Here is a 13,503-nt window from a genome sequence, read left to right as displayed (position 1 = left end):
CCTTGCGGTCCCTTGCGTATGATGTTACAATAAACTGATGTACGCGACCCGGGAAACGGGAGAGCGTTACCGGGCGGTACGGGTCCAACGGAAGGAGAAAGGGTGGTTGTCGGTCATGGGGCTTCTTAGCAGTTTGCTCGATGATAACGCACGTGAAATAAAGAGATATCAAAAGAAGGTTCAAGTTATAAATTCCCTGGAACCGTCCATTCATGCCCTGAGCGACGAAGAGCTCAGAGACAAGACGGTGGAATTCCGGGGCAGGCTGGATCGGGGCGAATCCTTGGACGACCTCCTGCCGGAAGCCTTTGCCGTGGTCAGGGAGGCGGCCCAGCGAGTTTTGGGGCAGCGCCACTATGACGTCCAGCTGATTGGCGGCATGGTGCTGCACGACGGGCGCATCGCCGAAATGAAGACCGGCGAAGGGAAAACCCTGGTGGCTACGCTGCCTTCTTATCTTAACGCTTTGGCCGGCGACGGGGTGCACGTCGTCACGGTCAACGATTACCTGGCCCGCCGCGACAGCGAATGGATGGGTCAAATCCACCGTTTCCTAGGCCTTTCTGTCGGGCTGATTGTGCACGGGTTGGATTACGACGAGCGGCGGGAGAGTTATGCCGCCGACATCACCTATGGAACCAACAATGAATTCGGTTTCGACTACCTGCGCGATAACATGGTTTCCCGGCCCGAGGGCCTGGTGCAGCGCACTCTTAACTATGCCATTGTCGACGAAGTGGACTCCATCTTGATCGATGAAGCCAGGACCCCGCTGATTATTTCCGGTGAGGCGGACAAGCCGACAGAGTTGTACTTTCGGGTTGCCCGGGTCATTCCGCGCCTGACGCCGGAGACCGATTATCATGTCAATGAAAAGGACCGGGTTGTAACCCTGACAGAGCATGGAGTCGGCAGAGTGGAAAGCATGCTGGGCGTCGAGAATCTCTACGATGATTTGCACACGGAGTTAGCCCACCATGTCAATCAGGCTTTGAAAGCCCACACTTTGTTTCGCCGGGACCGCGATTACGTGGTCAAGGACGGAGAAGTTATCATTGTCGACGAATTCACCGGTCGCCTGATGTTCGGCCGCCGCTACAGTGAAGGACTGCATCAGGCCATTGAAGCCAAAGAAGGGGTCAAGGTCGAAAAAGAATCGCAGACCCTGGCGACCATCACTTTCCAAAACTATTTTCGCATGTACGAAAAATTAGCGGGAATGACGGGTACGGCCTTGACGGAGGAGCCGGAATTCAAAAAGATCTATAAACTCGATGTGGTCGAGATACCGACTAACCGTCCCATGATCCGGGAAGACTTGCCGGATGTGGTTTACCGGACGGAAGACGGCAAATTCAAGGCCGTGGTCGAAAGTATTGTCGAAAGACATGCCAAGGGCCAACCTGTCCTGGTCGGGACGATCTCAATCGAAAAATCCGAACGCCTAAGCCAGATGTTGGAGACGCGGGGTGTATCCCACCAGGTGCTGAATGCCAAATTCCACGAAAAAGAGGCCCAGATCATCGCCGGGGCCGGCCAGCCGGGCATGGTGACGATCGCCACGAATATGGCCGGCCGAGGCACGGATATTGTCTTGGGGGAAGGGGTTCCTCAGCTGGGAGGGCTTCACATTATCGGTACCGAACGCCATGAGTCCCGCCGGATAGACAATCAGTTGCGGGGCCGGGCCGGACGGCAAGGGGATCCCGGTTCATCCCAGTTCTTCATTTCCTTGGAAGACGATTTGATGCGCCTCTTCGGCTCGGAGAATATTATGGGCATTATGGACAAGTTAGGAATGGATGACACCGTGCCGATCGCCTCGAAAATGATCACCCGGTCCATTGAGACCGCACAGCGCCGGGTTGAGAACAGGAACTTTGATATCCGGAAGAACGTTCTGGAATACGACGACGTCATGAACCAGCAGAGGGAGGTCATTTACGCCCAGCGCCGCAAGGTTTTGACAGGTGAAAACCTCAAAGACAGCATCATGGAAATGTTGGAGAAAGTGGTCGCAGACACGGTAAACACCTTCGGCAGCGGCAGCCCTTACCCGGAAGAATGGGATCTGGAGAGTTTTCTCGAGTATTGCGATAATTCTTTCCTGCCGGATCATGGGCTCAGCGGGGAAGAGTTGAAACAACTGACCAAGGAAGAAGTACAAGAGTTGCTCACAGATAAAGCGGTCGAGCTTTATGACCGGAGAGAGGAAGAATTCGGCCCGGACTTGATGCGTGAAATCGAACGCGCGGTCATGCTGCAGGTAGTGGACAGCAAGTGGATGGACCATCTCGATGCCATGGATCTGCTGCGCGAAGGAATTGGTCTGAGGGCTTACGGTCAGAGGGATCCGCTGGTGGAATACCGGCATGAGGGCTATGACATGTTCCAGGGGATGATCGATTCCATCCAGGAAGACATCATCCGGTATATGGTGCGGGTGACCCCCCAGGTACGGGAACAGGCTCCCGAGGAGCCGCAGAATTTGAGTACGAACCGGGATGAGGCGGAGCCCCTGAAACCGGTGCACACCGGGGAAAAGATCGGGCGCAACGATCCCTGCCCTTGTGGCAGCGGCAAGAAATATAAGAACTGCTGTGGAGCAAAAAAGTGAGAAAGGGTGACAAAGTTGTTATCGGATTGGAAACGGGAAATCGAAAATCTAGAAATGCGCTTGGCAGATTTGAGGGTTTCCCTTTGACGTCGCTGGGCGTGAAGAAAAAATAGCCTCCTTGGAGCAAGATTTACGCCGGCCCGACTTTTGGGACGACCCGGACTCTGCTCAAAAAGTCATGCGGGAATTGGCCTATCATCAGGGCAAAGTCAAAACTTATCAGGACCTGGCGCAAGAAGAGGAAGATCTGAAGGCTTTGTGGGAACTGGCTGTAGAGGAAGATGATCCCGCTCTGGAGCCGGAGATCTCCCAGACGGTCCAGGCTTTGCACGCCCATTTCCGGGAACTTGAACTGCAGATCCTTCTCAGCGGGCCCTATGATCGCAACAACGCGATTTTGACGCTGCACGCGGGGGCAGGCGGCACGGAAGCCCAGGACTGGGTCTCTATGCTCTATCGCATGTATGTGCGTTGGGGAGAAAGGCGCGGGTTCAAAGTGGAGACACTCGACCTTCTGCCGGGTGAGGAGGCCGGGATCAAGAGCTGCACATTTTCCCTGGCCGGTGAAAATGCCTATGGTTATGCCAAGGCGGAAAAAGGAGTGCACCGCCTGGTGCGCATATCCCCGTTTGACGCCTCCGGACGGCGCCACACCTCGTTTGCCTCGGTCGATGTTATTCCCGAGGTGACGGATGATGCCGAGATTAATATTGACCCCGAGGATTTGAAAGTGGACACTTATCGTTCGGGCGGAGCCGGCGGCCAGCACGTTAATAAGACGGACTCGGCGGTGCGCATTACCCACCTGCCGACTGGGATTGTCGTCCAGTGTCAGAACGAACGCTCCCAGATTCAGAACAGGGCAACAGCCCTGCGCATCTTGGCGGCCAAGCTGTTGGAGCTCAAACGCAAACAACAGGAAGAAGAGATCTCGGAAATTCGCGGTGAGCAGCAGGATATTGCTTGGGGCAGTCAGATTCGCTCTTATGTGTTCCACCCTTACAGTATGGTCAAGGACCACCGGACGAACGTGGAGACCGCCAATGTAGCCGCCGTGATGGACGGGGAGATCGACGATTTTGTCGCCGCTTTTCTCCAGTTGACTAAGGAGGGGCGGTGAGTTCGAGGTTAGGGGTTCGGGACTTCCCACTTTTGAAAGGAGCCAAGTGTTTTGGATAAAGATGTATTGGAATTAAAGCGGATGGCCAACCGGCTGCGGCAGGACATTCTGACCATGCTGGTTCCGGCCAAAAGCGGTCATCCGGGCGGCAGCCTTTCCGCGGCCGAGATTGTGACCGTGCTCTATTTCCGGGAAATGCGGCTGCGCCCGCAAGAACCCCATTGGTCTGAGCGGGACCGCTTTGTTCTCAGCAAGGGGCACGCCGCTCCCGTCTTGTATGCGGCTCTGGCGGAGAAAGGTTATTTTCCGCGGGAAGAGCTTTTGGGTTTACGCCAGACCGGACGCATGCTCCAGGGACATCCGGATATGAAAAAGACCCCCGGAGTGGATATGTCGACAGGTTCTTTGGGCCAAGGACTTTCTGCCGCCAACGGCATGGCTTTGGCAGGCAAGCTGGACAAGAAAGATTACAGAGTTTATGTTCTGCTGGGTGACGGGGAAATGGCGGAAGGCCAGGTCTGGGAAGCCGCCATGGCTTCGGCGCATTTCAAACTGGATAACCTGACAGCCATTTTAGACCTGAACGGCCTGCAAATCGACGGCCGCACGGACGAAGTTATGTCCAGCGCACCCCTGCCCGAAAAATGGCGGGCCTTCGGCTGGCATGTGATCGAAGTGGACGGACATGATGTCGGGGCCTTGCAGCGGGCTTTGGCGGAGGCCAGGACGACCGCGGGGCGTCCGACGATTCTGATTGCCAAAACGGTCAAGGGGAAAGGGGTCTCTTTCATGGAGAATGCCGTGGGCTGGCACGGTGCCGCTCCGAATGCCGAACAGGGGCAACAAGGGTTGAAAGAGTTGCGGGAGGAGGCGGTACACCTTGGCTGAAAAAGAAGCGACGCGGAATGCGTACGGCCGGGCTCTTTTAGCCTTGGGGGCGGAAAATCCGGACGTGGTCGTCCTGGACGCGGACTTGTCCAAATCCACCAAGACAGCGGACTTTGGCAAGAAGTATCCGGAACGGTTTTTCAATATGGGCATAGCCGAACAAAATCTCATCGGTACGGCTGCCGGGCTGGCGGCCGCGGGCAAGATCCCTTTTGCCAGTACTTTCGCGGTCTTTGCCACAGGCAGGGCCTTTGAGCAGATCCGGAATTCCGTCGCTTATCCCAAACTAAACGTTAAGATCGCGGCTACCCACGCCGGTATTACGGTGGGAGAAGACGGGGGTTCGCACCAGGCAGTGGAAGACGTGGCGATCATGCGGGCTTTACCGAATATGACGGTTTTGGTCCCGGCCGACGGAACGGAAACCCGCCAGATGATTTTGGCGGCGGCCCGGTACGACGGTCCCGTTTACATCCGCATGGGACGGCTGGACGTGCCTGTGCTCTATGACGATTCTTACCGTTTCCAAATCGGCCGGGCGAATGTCCTGCGCCGGGGACGGGATGCGGCTGTCATGGCCAATGGGGTTATGGTGGCCCCGGCCCTGGAAGCGGCCGAGGAACTGGCTCGGGAGGGTCTGGATATTTCAGTGGTAAATGTGTCCACAGTCAAGCCGCTGGATGTGGATACGATCGTGCGGGTGGCGCAGGGGGTCGGGGCTATTGTCAGTGCCGAGGAGCACAATGTGATCGGCGGTCTGGGAAGCGCCATTGCCGAGGCCTTGGCGGAGCACCATCCTCTGCCTCTGGAGCGGGTAGGCTTAAAAGATGTTTTTGGCGAATCCGGTCGTCCCCAAGAGCTTCTGGAGAAGTTCGGGCTGACCCGGAAAGATATCGTGGCGGCCCTGCGCAAGGCCCTCAGCCGCAAGCACTAGGGGGATTCCACGGCCCCGCCCGGCCCTCGGCATTTCCGGCAACCTCTGCCGGGGGGTGGGCTTGAAACCGCCCTTCACCCGGCGCCGCGCTTCGGGTTGCGGCCATGCCCGGTGAGTGCGCTGAGGCGGGTTTTTCCTCACGGTGCCGGGGCCCGCGGCAGTTTCTGCCCAGATCGTGTCAGCGCCTCTAGGGAGGCGCTTTTTCTTTCCGCGGGGGAGTACGGCTTTGCCGCAGGATGAGAAAACTTGCGTCAGCCTGATTCAACCGCTTGCTCACTCGGGAAAGAGCGGACTTGCCCGGGATACCGCTTCTTTCCAGGGGGAACGGAAAACTTTTAACAGGAAATTCGCCTCTTGTGTCGAATTTTAAGTATAAATGCCTGAAACCCGGAAGACGGCAGAAAGGTAACCGAACCAAGGAGGTTCTCATGATCCAACTGACAAACGTTTCCAAGATTTACCCAAATGGCGCTAAGGCTTTGGTCGATGTCAGTCTGCGTATCGGCAAAGGGGAATTCGTCTTCTTAGTGGGCCCGAGCGGGGCCGGCAAGTCTACCCTCATCCGGCTCCTGTACCGGGAAGAGCATCCGAGTCGGGGGCTGGTCTCCTTCAACGGGCAGAATCTGGTGCGCATGAAAGAACGGGAGGTTCCTTTTTTACGGCGGAAGATCGGGGTCATCTTTCAAGATTTCAAACTGCTGCCGCGCAAAACCGTGCGGGAGAATGTTGGCTTCGCTCTGGAAGTTCTCGGTCTGCAGAGGCATGAGGTAGAGGTTCGGGCCGAAAAGGCTTTGGAATTGGTGGGTCTGACCAAGAAGCTCAAAGCCTTTCCACATGAATTGTCCGGGGGCGAACAGCAGCGGGTTTGTGTAGCCCGAGCCATCGTCAATGATCCGGCTCTGTTGATGGCGGATGAACCTACCGGTAATTTGGATCCGGATACGTCCTGGGAGATTATGGACTTGCTGCACAACATTAATAAAAAAGGTACAACCGTCGTGATGGCGACCCATGCCAAAGACATCGTCGACCAAATGAAGAAACGCGTCGTGGCGATTGAGCAGGGACGGATCGCCCGGGACGACGAAAAAGGAGGCTACGGTTATGAGCTTTAGCTCAGCCAAGTACGTCCTGCGTGAAACATTGAGTTCCGTCAAACGCAATCCCTGGTTGAGTATCGCGTCCGTGATGACGGTGATGGTATCCCTGATTATTTTGGGATTTTCGGCTTTTTTTCTGGCCAATACCTCCAACATGGCGCAGAGTTTTGAATCCCAGGTGGAGATTTCGGCGTTTGTGCATACGAACGTGCCTGAGACGCAGGTTGAGGCCCTGGAAACTAAAATCAAAGCTATGCCCGGGGTAGCGTCCGTGGTCTTGGTAACCAAAAAGGAAGGTTTGGCTCAATTCGGTCAGTCTCTGGGGAAGGCCGGGGGAAACCTGGTCTCCGACTTGGGAGGGACGAATCCCCTCCCAGACAAATTTACGATCAAAGCAGCCGATCCTCGGCGAGTCAAGACTCTGGCCGCTCAACTCCAACAGTTTACGGAATTGAAAAGCGTGCGTTACGGGCAGGGTGTGGTGGACCGGCTGCTGCAGTTCACGCGCTGGCTGCGCTGGATGGGGGCCGGCGTCATTATCGCCTTTGGGGCGGCCGCGGTGGTTTTGATTTCTATAAACATCAAGATGAATGTTTTTTCCCGCAGACGGGAGATTCAAATCATGAAACTGGTCGGAGCCAGTAACTGGTTCATCCGCTGGCCCTTTCTGGTCGAGGGGCTCTTCCTCGGTCTGGCGGGAGGGATTTTGGCAACCGTTTTGGTGGGGACAGGGTACAATTGGCTGGCTGGGTACGTGAGCAGCACTCTGGCTTTCCTGCCCGTCGTCCGCAGCGCTTGGCTTTTCTGGCAGGTCCAAACGACTTTACTGGTTCTGGGGATGGTCATCGGTGCCGCGGGCAGCGCGTTGTCCCTGCGTAAATTCCTGAATGTCTAAGAGCGGCGGAGGGCGCGGGCCTCGGAGGCCCCCGCTCGAATGGGGGAAACTGTGGGGGAATGTCATCAGCCGGATGAGCATATACTAACAACGGTCCGGACAAACCGGTGGTCAGCCCCGTCAAGGGATGACCGGGAAGGAGTGCACGCTTGGGGGAGAGAAATTGGCGTAAGATTTGGCAGCATGTTGCCATTGTCCTAGTGATAGTCCTCGCTCTGATGTCTGCTGCCGTCGGAGGGGCGGTGGCGCTTAATGTCGATCATCTGGGCCGGTTGGCTCAAGTGCTGGAACTGATACACAGCCAGTATCTTGAGAAAGTTTCCGGAGACCAACTGGTGGACGGCGCGATTAAAGGGATGGTGGATTCCCTGGGCGACCCGTATTCCACCTATATGGATGCCTCCGACAACCGGCAGTTAATGGATTTAATTTATGGGCAGTTCGGGGGTGTGGGCATCGTCCTCAGTTTGAAGGATCCGAATAAACTGATCGTCCTGCAGACGATCAAGAACACTCCGGCCGCCAAAGCCGGGATCTTGCCCGGGGACGTAATTGTGAAGATCGACAATGTCGATACTTCGAGCATCAGCCAGGACAAAGCGGTGGCCCTGATGCGCGGGGACCCGGGAACAAAGGTTACCTTGGAGGTTTATCGGGAGAGCGAGAAGAAGACGCTCACCATGACCATGACTCGGGAGAATATCAGTGTTCCCACGGTGGAAGGCGAGCCGCTGCCCGGTCAGCCGGACATTGCTTACATCGACATTTCCCAGTTTTCCACCGACACCGGGACAGAACTGGCGCAAGTCCTAAAATCGATGGATATTCAGAAGTACAAAGGGGTCATTCTCGATTTGCGCTACAACCATGGCGGGGAATTAAATGCGGCCGTCAAGGTAGCGAGTTATTTTGTCACTCCGGGTCCGGTCGTCTATATCGTGGACAAAGACGGGCATGTGACCACGAAAAATGCGGAGAACACGTATATCAACAAGCCCTTGGTGGTCTTGGTCAATGAAGAGACCGCCTCGGCGGCGGAAATCGTCTCGGGAGCCATTCGGGACAGGAAGACGGGAACATTGGTCGGAGTGAAGACCTTCGGCAAAGGGATCGTGCAGACGATCTTCCAGCTCGACAGCGGGACGAGTGTAAAACTGACCACGGCCAAATACCTGACTCCGGATAAAATCAGTATCAACAAAAAAGGGATTGAACCGGACGTTCAGGTGAAATTGCCCAAGGGTGAGAACGCCACGGTCCTTCCGCTTGATACGAACTTTGATCCTCAACTGGCAACGGCCCTGCGAACTTTACAGGCGAAAATTAATCGCTAGCGCTTGGATGCGGTACCCCTGCAAACCAATTGCCGGGAGGCCGCCGACTTCGGACGGGTAGACAATCTGCGGGAAGAGCTGTGGAACAGGATTTTGCGCGGGCTTGACGAATTAAGCGAGCGGCCTAAGTTAGGGCCGCTCGCTTTCAGGTTATGTTCGTTGAGGCAGAGGGATTTATATTACGCGAACATGTGAGTTAAAATAAGGCTGATGACGCTGAGGACTATCGAGCCGAACAGGGCGCTGCCGAAGCCGCGGACGCTGAAGCCCGGGACTAAACGGGCTGTCAGCAGCAGCATCAAAGCGTTGATGACCAAAGTGAACAAGCCCAGGGTGACGATTTGGAGCGGGAAGGTAAAGAAGGAAAGAACCGGTCGAATGAGGGTGTTGGCGAGACCCCAAACGAGTGCCGCCCAAACGGCGGTGGAAGGCCGGGAGAGATGGAGGCCGGGGACGAAAAGCGTAGTGAGAACAAGAGCAAGGGAGTTAATCAACCAACGCGCCAGCAAACCGAACATCAAAGACCCCTCCTTGGGTTTTTCATTTGAATTTTTCCGGGCAACGGGGGAAAACTAGGGGCACACGGGCAGGGAAAGGAGAGTGTCCCATGCGCCTCAGAGGATTTCGCCTTACAATCATTTTTCTCTGTCTTAGTTTAACCGTAACGGGCTGCGGTCTACAAGGGCTTTTAGGAAATAAGAAAAAATCTTCTTCCCAGTCCGCGCAGAAACCCCAGCCGGTGGCCGCTGTCTCCCTGAGCGGGGATGATCCCAATCAGATCCTTTTGCAAAAAGGTATTGACGACACGGCGGCCAAAGCAAATCTGAAAATAAAATACATAGGGAGTTCTTCCGGCGCAAGCGCGAGTTCGGGCCAGGGAGGCTCGGCACCGGCGTCCCAGGCCGGGGAAGATCCCCTTAAGGATGCTAAAGTCCTGCTCTACGAGGGCGGGAACCAAGAACTGCTGAAAACCGCTCAGACGAAGAAAATTCCGGTCTTGGCCATCGGCAAGATACCGGCCGGGAGCACGCCGGCGGGCCTCATTACTCCGGACCAGGAGAAAGCCGGGGAGCTGATGGGACAGGCCCTGGTGCAAAAAGTTCAGGCGGGGATCGTCCTTCTCCTCCAGGATAATCCGGCAGAAACTGGGGCACAGGAGCGTTTGGCCGGGCTCCGGACCGTTTTGGCCAAATATCCCAAAGTCAGCCTGCAGGTACTTTCCGGGCATCCGGGGAGCGCTGCGGGTGCCAAACAGGTCTTGTTGGAGTACTTGCTCAAGAACCCGGGCAAAGTGCGGGCGGTTTGCGCCGACACGGAGAAGGTGGCCGCCCAGGCGGCAGATGTCCTCAAACAGGGAGGACTGGAAAAGAAAGTACTGCTGTTCGGGGGGCAGGCTAATCTGCAGTCCTTGCAGAGAATGGCGGGCGGACTGCAGGCGGGAGATGTGGACGTGTCCCCCTATCTCCAGGGAGTGTATGCCTGCCAATGGGCGGAAAAAATGCTTAAGAAAGAACCGTTCGACGTGAATGACTCCGTGACCGGAGATCAAGGAGAGATTCCGGCAAAAGTCATTGCGGTCAAAGCGGTCACACCGGAAAACTTGGCGATAACGCAAAAGAGCTATGTCAAAGCAGTGAACCTGGCGCTCCAGGCCCAAAAAGAACAAGCTCGGAAAATGACGGAGAAACCAACGACGAAAGAACCCGGCACGCAGCAGGGCGCCTCCGCCGCCAAGGGAACGAAGAGCGAGAGCGGCAGTTCGGACGGAAGTTCGGACGGTTCTCAAAGCGGAGGGGGCGGCGGACAAGCGGGCGGCTCCGGTGCGGGAGCCATTCCCCCGAATGTGGCGAAAGTTGTCGAGAAGGTCAACACGGATATCACACGGGAATATCTAGATTCTAAAGGAAAAGTTCTCTGGACGGAACACAGTGCCAGCCAGAAGGTGCGCACCGTTCCTCCCGAGATGATTAAACAGGAGCAGCAACAACAACAGCAGCCATCCGGCGGCCAGCAGAAACAAGGGAGCGGACAAGCGGGTGGCGGTGGCGGCGGTGGCGGGGGATCATCCGGCGCCTGAATAGGGATTGGCGTTATCCTGGTCGCGGCGTCCGCCGCCGCTTCGACTCCCGGGGCGGCCGGCGCGGGAACATCTCTTGTGAGTGAGGTCCGGAGAAGGGAATTTAAGATCGAGCCGCCGACATGCAGATCGAACGAATTTTCGACCTGCATGTTTTGTTTCCGGCGTGGCGGTGCTATAATAACAGGGTGGGAAGCTACAATCCCGGTTTGGGAAACTGCAGCCCCGGGTTTAGCCGAGGATTTCGGCGCGGGGATTCACCGCGGGGTTCCACAGCGAAAGGAGTTCCCGGCGCCGGGCCTCCGTACAATGACCAAGCGGATATATCTCGTGCCGTTTGGGCCAAGGGCAAGGTTCACGGGCTTTGCTCTTCTTTGGTTGGGGGATGAGGAGGAGTGGGTATGGAATTTCGTCTTAAATCGAATTACCTGCCGGCAGGGGACCAACCCCAGGCTATTGAAGCTCTGGCAGCCGGTGTCAGGGCAGGCAAGCGCCATCAAACCCTGCTCGGGGTGACGGGTTCCGGCAAAACTTTTACTATGGCTAACCTCATCACCAAGGTGCAGAGGCCGACTTTGATTTTGGCTCACAATAAGACATTGGCCGCCCAATTGTACAGCGAATTCAAAGAGTTTTTTCCCGAAAACGCGGTCGAGTATTTCGTCAGTTATTATGACTATTACCAGCCGGAGGCTTATGTGCCTTCCAACGACCTCTATATCGAAAAAGACGCCTCGATCAATGACGAAATTGAAAAGCTGCGCCATTCGGCGACCGCCGCTCTTTTCGAACGCGAGGACGTCATTGTCGTGGCGAGTGTTTCCTGTATTTACGGGCTGGGTTCCCCGGACGAATATTATGACTTGGTACTCTCCCTGCGTTTGGGCCAAGAGATCGATCGCAACGAGATGTTGCGCAAACTGGTCTCCATTCAGTATGACCGCAATGATATCTCCTTTGCTAGGGGAACTTTCCGGGTAAGGGGGGATGTGGTGGAGATCTATCCGGCCTCATCGAGTGAAAAAGCAATCCGGGTGGAGATGTTCGGCGATGAAATCGAACATATTTACGAGATCAACGTCTTGACCGGTGAGATTTTGGGACAACGGCGTCACGTTTCCATCTTTCCTAATTCCCACTATGTCACGGCACGGGAAAAAGTTCTCTTAGCGGCGGACAATATTGAACAGGAATTGACGGACCGGCTCAAAGTACTCAAGGAGGGGAACAAGCTTCTCGAAGCCCAACGCCTGGAGCAGCGGACGCGTTACGACCTGGAAATGCTGCGGGAAATGGGTTTTTGCAACGGGATTGAAAATTACTCCCGTCACTTGACCTTCCGACAACCGGGAGAGACGCCGTACACGCTGCTTGATTATTTTCCCGAGGATTTTCTGCTCTTTGTCGACGAGTCGCACGTCACTTTGCCCCAAGTCCGGGGAATGTATGAAGGGGACCGCTCCCGTAAAACGACTCTGATCGAATACGGTTTTCGTTTGCCTTCCGCTTTGGACAACCGTCCCCTCAAGTTTGACGAATTTGAGGCGCGGGTCACGCAAGCGATTTATGTCAGCGCCACTCCCGGGCCTTACGAGCTGAGCCACTGTCCGGTTAATGTTGAGCAGATTATTCGTCCGACTGGGCTTTTGGACCCGGACGTTGTCGTACGCCCCAGTAAGGGGCAAATCGACGATCTCCTCGGGGAAATCAGAGCCAGGCAGGTGCGGGATGAGCGGGTTCTGATCACGACGCTTACCAAAAAGATGGCGGAAGAACTGAGCGATTATCTCAAAAATCTGGGTCTAAAAGTAAAATACCTGCATTCGGACATCACTACCCTGGAGCGGGTAGAGATCCTGCGGGAGTTGCGCCTGGGCGAGATCGAAGTGGTGGTAGGCATCAATCTTTTGCGCGAAGGCTTGGATTTACCGGAGGTCTCGCTGGTTGCCATTTTAGACGCGGATAAAGAAGGGTTCCTGAGGGCTGAGCGGTCTCTAATCCAAACCATTGGCAGGGCGGCCCGCAATGCCAACGGCAGAGTCATTATGTATGCGGACAAGATCACGGACTCCATGAGGGTGGCGCTTACGGAGACCGAACGCCGCCGCAAATTGCAGCAGGCGCACAATCAGCGCAACGGGATCACACCGCAGACCATACGCAAGCCGGTGTACGAAGTTCCGGAAGCAACCATGGCAGCCGAGAAAAAGAAAGTTTACGGTGACCGGCCGGCGCCTGAGGAAGTGGCGGCACTGGTTCAAACTTTGGAACGGGAGATGCGGCAGGCAGCCAAGGAATTGGATTTTGAGAGGGCAGCAGAGCTTCGCGACGCCATCATTGAGCTGAAAGGGGAGGAGAACCGGCTCAAGGTTCCGGTGCAGGCGCGCGGGCGCAAAGCTGAGGGCAGAGGACACTACGGCCGCAAGCGGCGGGGTCCGGACCGGACGGCGTCGCCTCCTGCCACAGCCGGTTCCGGAACACGCTGACAGGCCCGAAAGAAAAGGAGTACCGGAACTCTAATCTCACGACGGAAAAGCT

At 56.0% G+C, this 13,503-nt stretch carries 10 protein-coding genes; 9 read left to right on the top strand and 1 reads right to left on the bottom strand.

The genetic code is table 11. The annotated features are described in order from the left end of the window. Positions 1 to 115: 115 nt before the first annotated feature. The 7 genes from secA to MNU25_RS01555 all read left to right on the top strand — a co-directional run bounded on the left by secA (position 116) and on the right by MNU25_RS01555 (position 8,888). Positions 116 to 2,617 carry a preprotein translocase subunit SecA gene (secA, locus tag MNU25_RS01585; RefSeq protein ID WP_240986686.1) on the top strand — a complete coding sequence of 834 codons (2,502 nt, stop codon included), beginning with the start codon at positions 116 to 118 and terminating at the stop codon, positions 2,615 to 2,617. Positions 2,618 to 2,632: 15 nt separating this feature from the next. Then, positions 2,633 to 3,737 (top strand): peptide chain release factor 2 gene (gene prfB, locus MNU25_RS01580; protein WP_240986685.1). Its coding sequence is split into 2 segments (ribosomal slippage): positions 2,633 to 2,701 and positions 2,703 to 3,737, totalling 1,104 coding nucleotides; the frame shifts between segments, so codons are not numbered across the junction. A gap of 81 nt (positions 3,738 to 3,818) precedes the next feature. Next, positions 3,819 to 4,625: a transketolase gene (locus MNU25_RS01575; RefSeq protein ID WP_240986684.1), complete on the top strand. Its 807-nt coding sequence runs from the start codon at positions 3,819 to 3,821 to the stop codon at positions 4,623 to 4,625. After that, the gene (locus tag MNU25_RS01570; RefSeq protein WP_240983480.1) at positions 4,618 to 5,559 is read left to right on the top strand and encodes a transketolase family protein; all 942 of its coding nucleotides are present in this window, start codon (positions 4,618 to 4,620) and stop codon (positions 5,557 to 5,559) included. Before MNU25_RS01575 ends, MNU25_RS01570 begins: the two co-directional genes overlap by 8 nt. A 428-nt stretch (positions 5,560 to 5,987) precedes the next feature. After that, positions 5,988 to 6,674, top strand: coding sequence for a cell division ATP-binding protein FtsE (ftsE, locus tag MNU25_RS01565; RefSeq protein ID WP_240983479.1), 687 nt, complete (start codon positions 5,988 to 5,990; stop codon positions 6,672 to 6,674). Further along, on the top strand, positions 6,664 to 7,554 hold the full coding sequence (gene ftsX / locus MNU25_RS01560; protein WP_240983478.1) for a permease-like cell division protein FtsX: 891 nt from the start codon (positions 6,664 to 6,666) through the stop codon (positions 7,552 to 7,554). The genes ftsE and ftsX overlap by 11 nt, the downstream gene beginning before the upstream one ends. Positions 7,555 to 7,703: 149 nt before the next feature. After that, the gene (locus MNU25_RS01555) at positions 7,704 to 8,888 is read left to right on the top strand and encodes a S41 family peptidase (protein WP_240983477.1); all 1,185 of its coding nucleotides are present in this window, start codon (positions 7,704 to 7,706) and stop codon (positions 8,886 to 8,888) included. A 179-nt stretch (positions 8,889 to 9,067) separates the two neighbouring features. Here the strand turns inward: MNU25_RS01555 and MNU25_RS01550 are convergent, their stop codons facing one another. After that, the gene (locus MNU25_RS01550) at positions 9,068 to 9,406 is read right to left on the bottom strand and encodes a phage holin family protein (RefSeq protein WP_240983476.1); all 339 of its coding nucleotides are present in this window, start codon (positions 9,404 to 9,406) and stop codon (positions 9,068 to 9,070) included. Positions 9,407 to 9,495: 89 nt separating this feature from the next. Between MNU25_RS01550 and MNU25_RS01545 the strand changes: the two genes are divergently transcribed. Together MNU25_RS01545 and uvrB are read left to right on the top strand one after the other, a co-directional pair. Then, positions 9,496 to 10,965 (top strand): sugar ABC transporter substrate-binding protein, encoded by a 1,470-nt coding sequence (locus MNU25_RS01545; protein ID WP_240983475.1) that lies wholly within the window; start codon positions 9,496 to 9,498, stop codon positions 10,963 to 10,965. 401 nt (positions 10,966 to 11,366) lie between these two features. Further along, positions 11,367 to 13,451: an excinuclease ABC subunit UvrB gene (gene uvrB, locus MNU25_RS01540; protein WP_277350654.1), complete on the top strand. Its 2,085-nt coding sequence runs from the start codon at positions 11,367 to 11,369 to the stop codon at positions 13,449 to 13,451. The last annotated feature ends 52 nt before the right edge of the window (positions 13,452 to 13,503 follow it).

The organism is Acididesulfobacillus acetoxydans, assembly GCF_902729405.1.
Taxonomy (GTDB): Bacteria; Bacillota; Desulfitobacteriia; order Desulfitobacteriales; family Desulfitobacteriaceae; genus Acididesulfobacillus; species Acididesulfobacillus acetoxydans.
The sequence above is the reverse complement of the archived record's forward strand: the minus strand, read 5'-3'. Positions and strand labels throughout refer to the sequence as shown.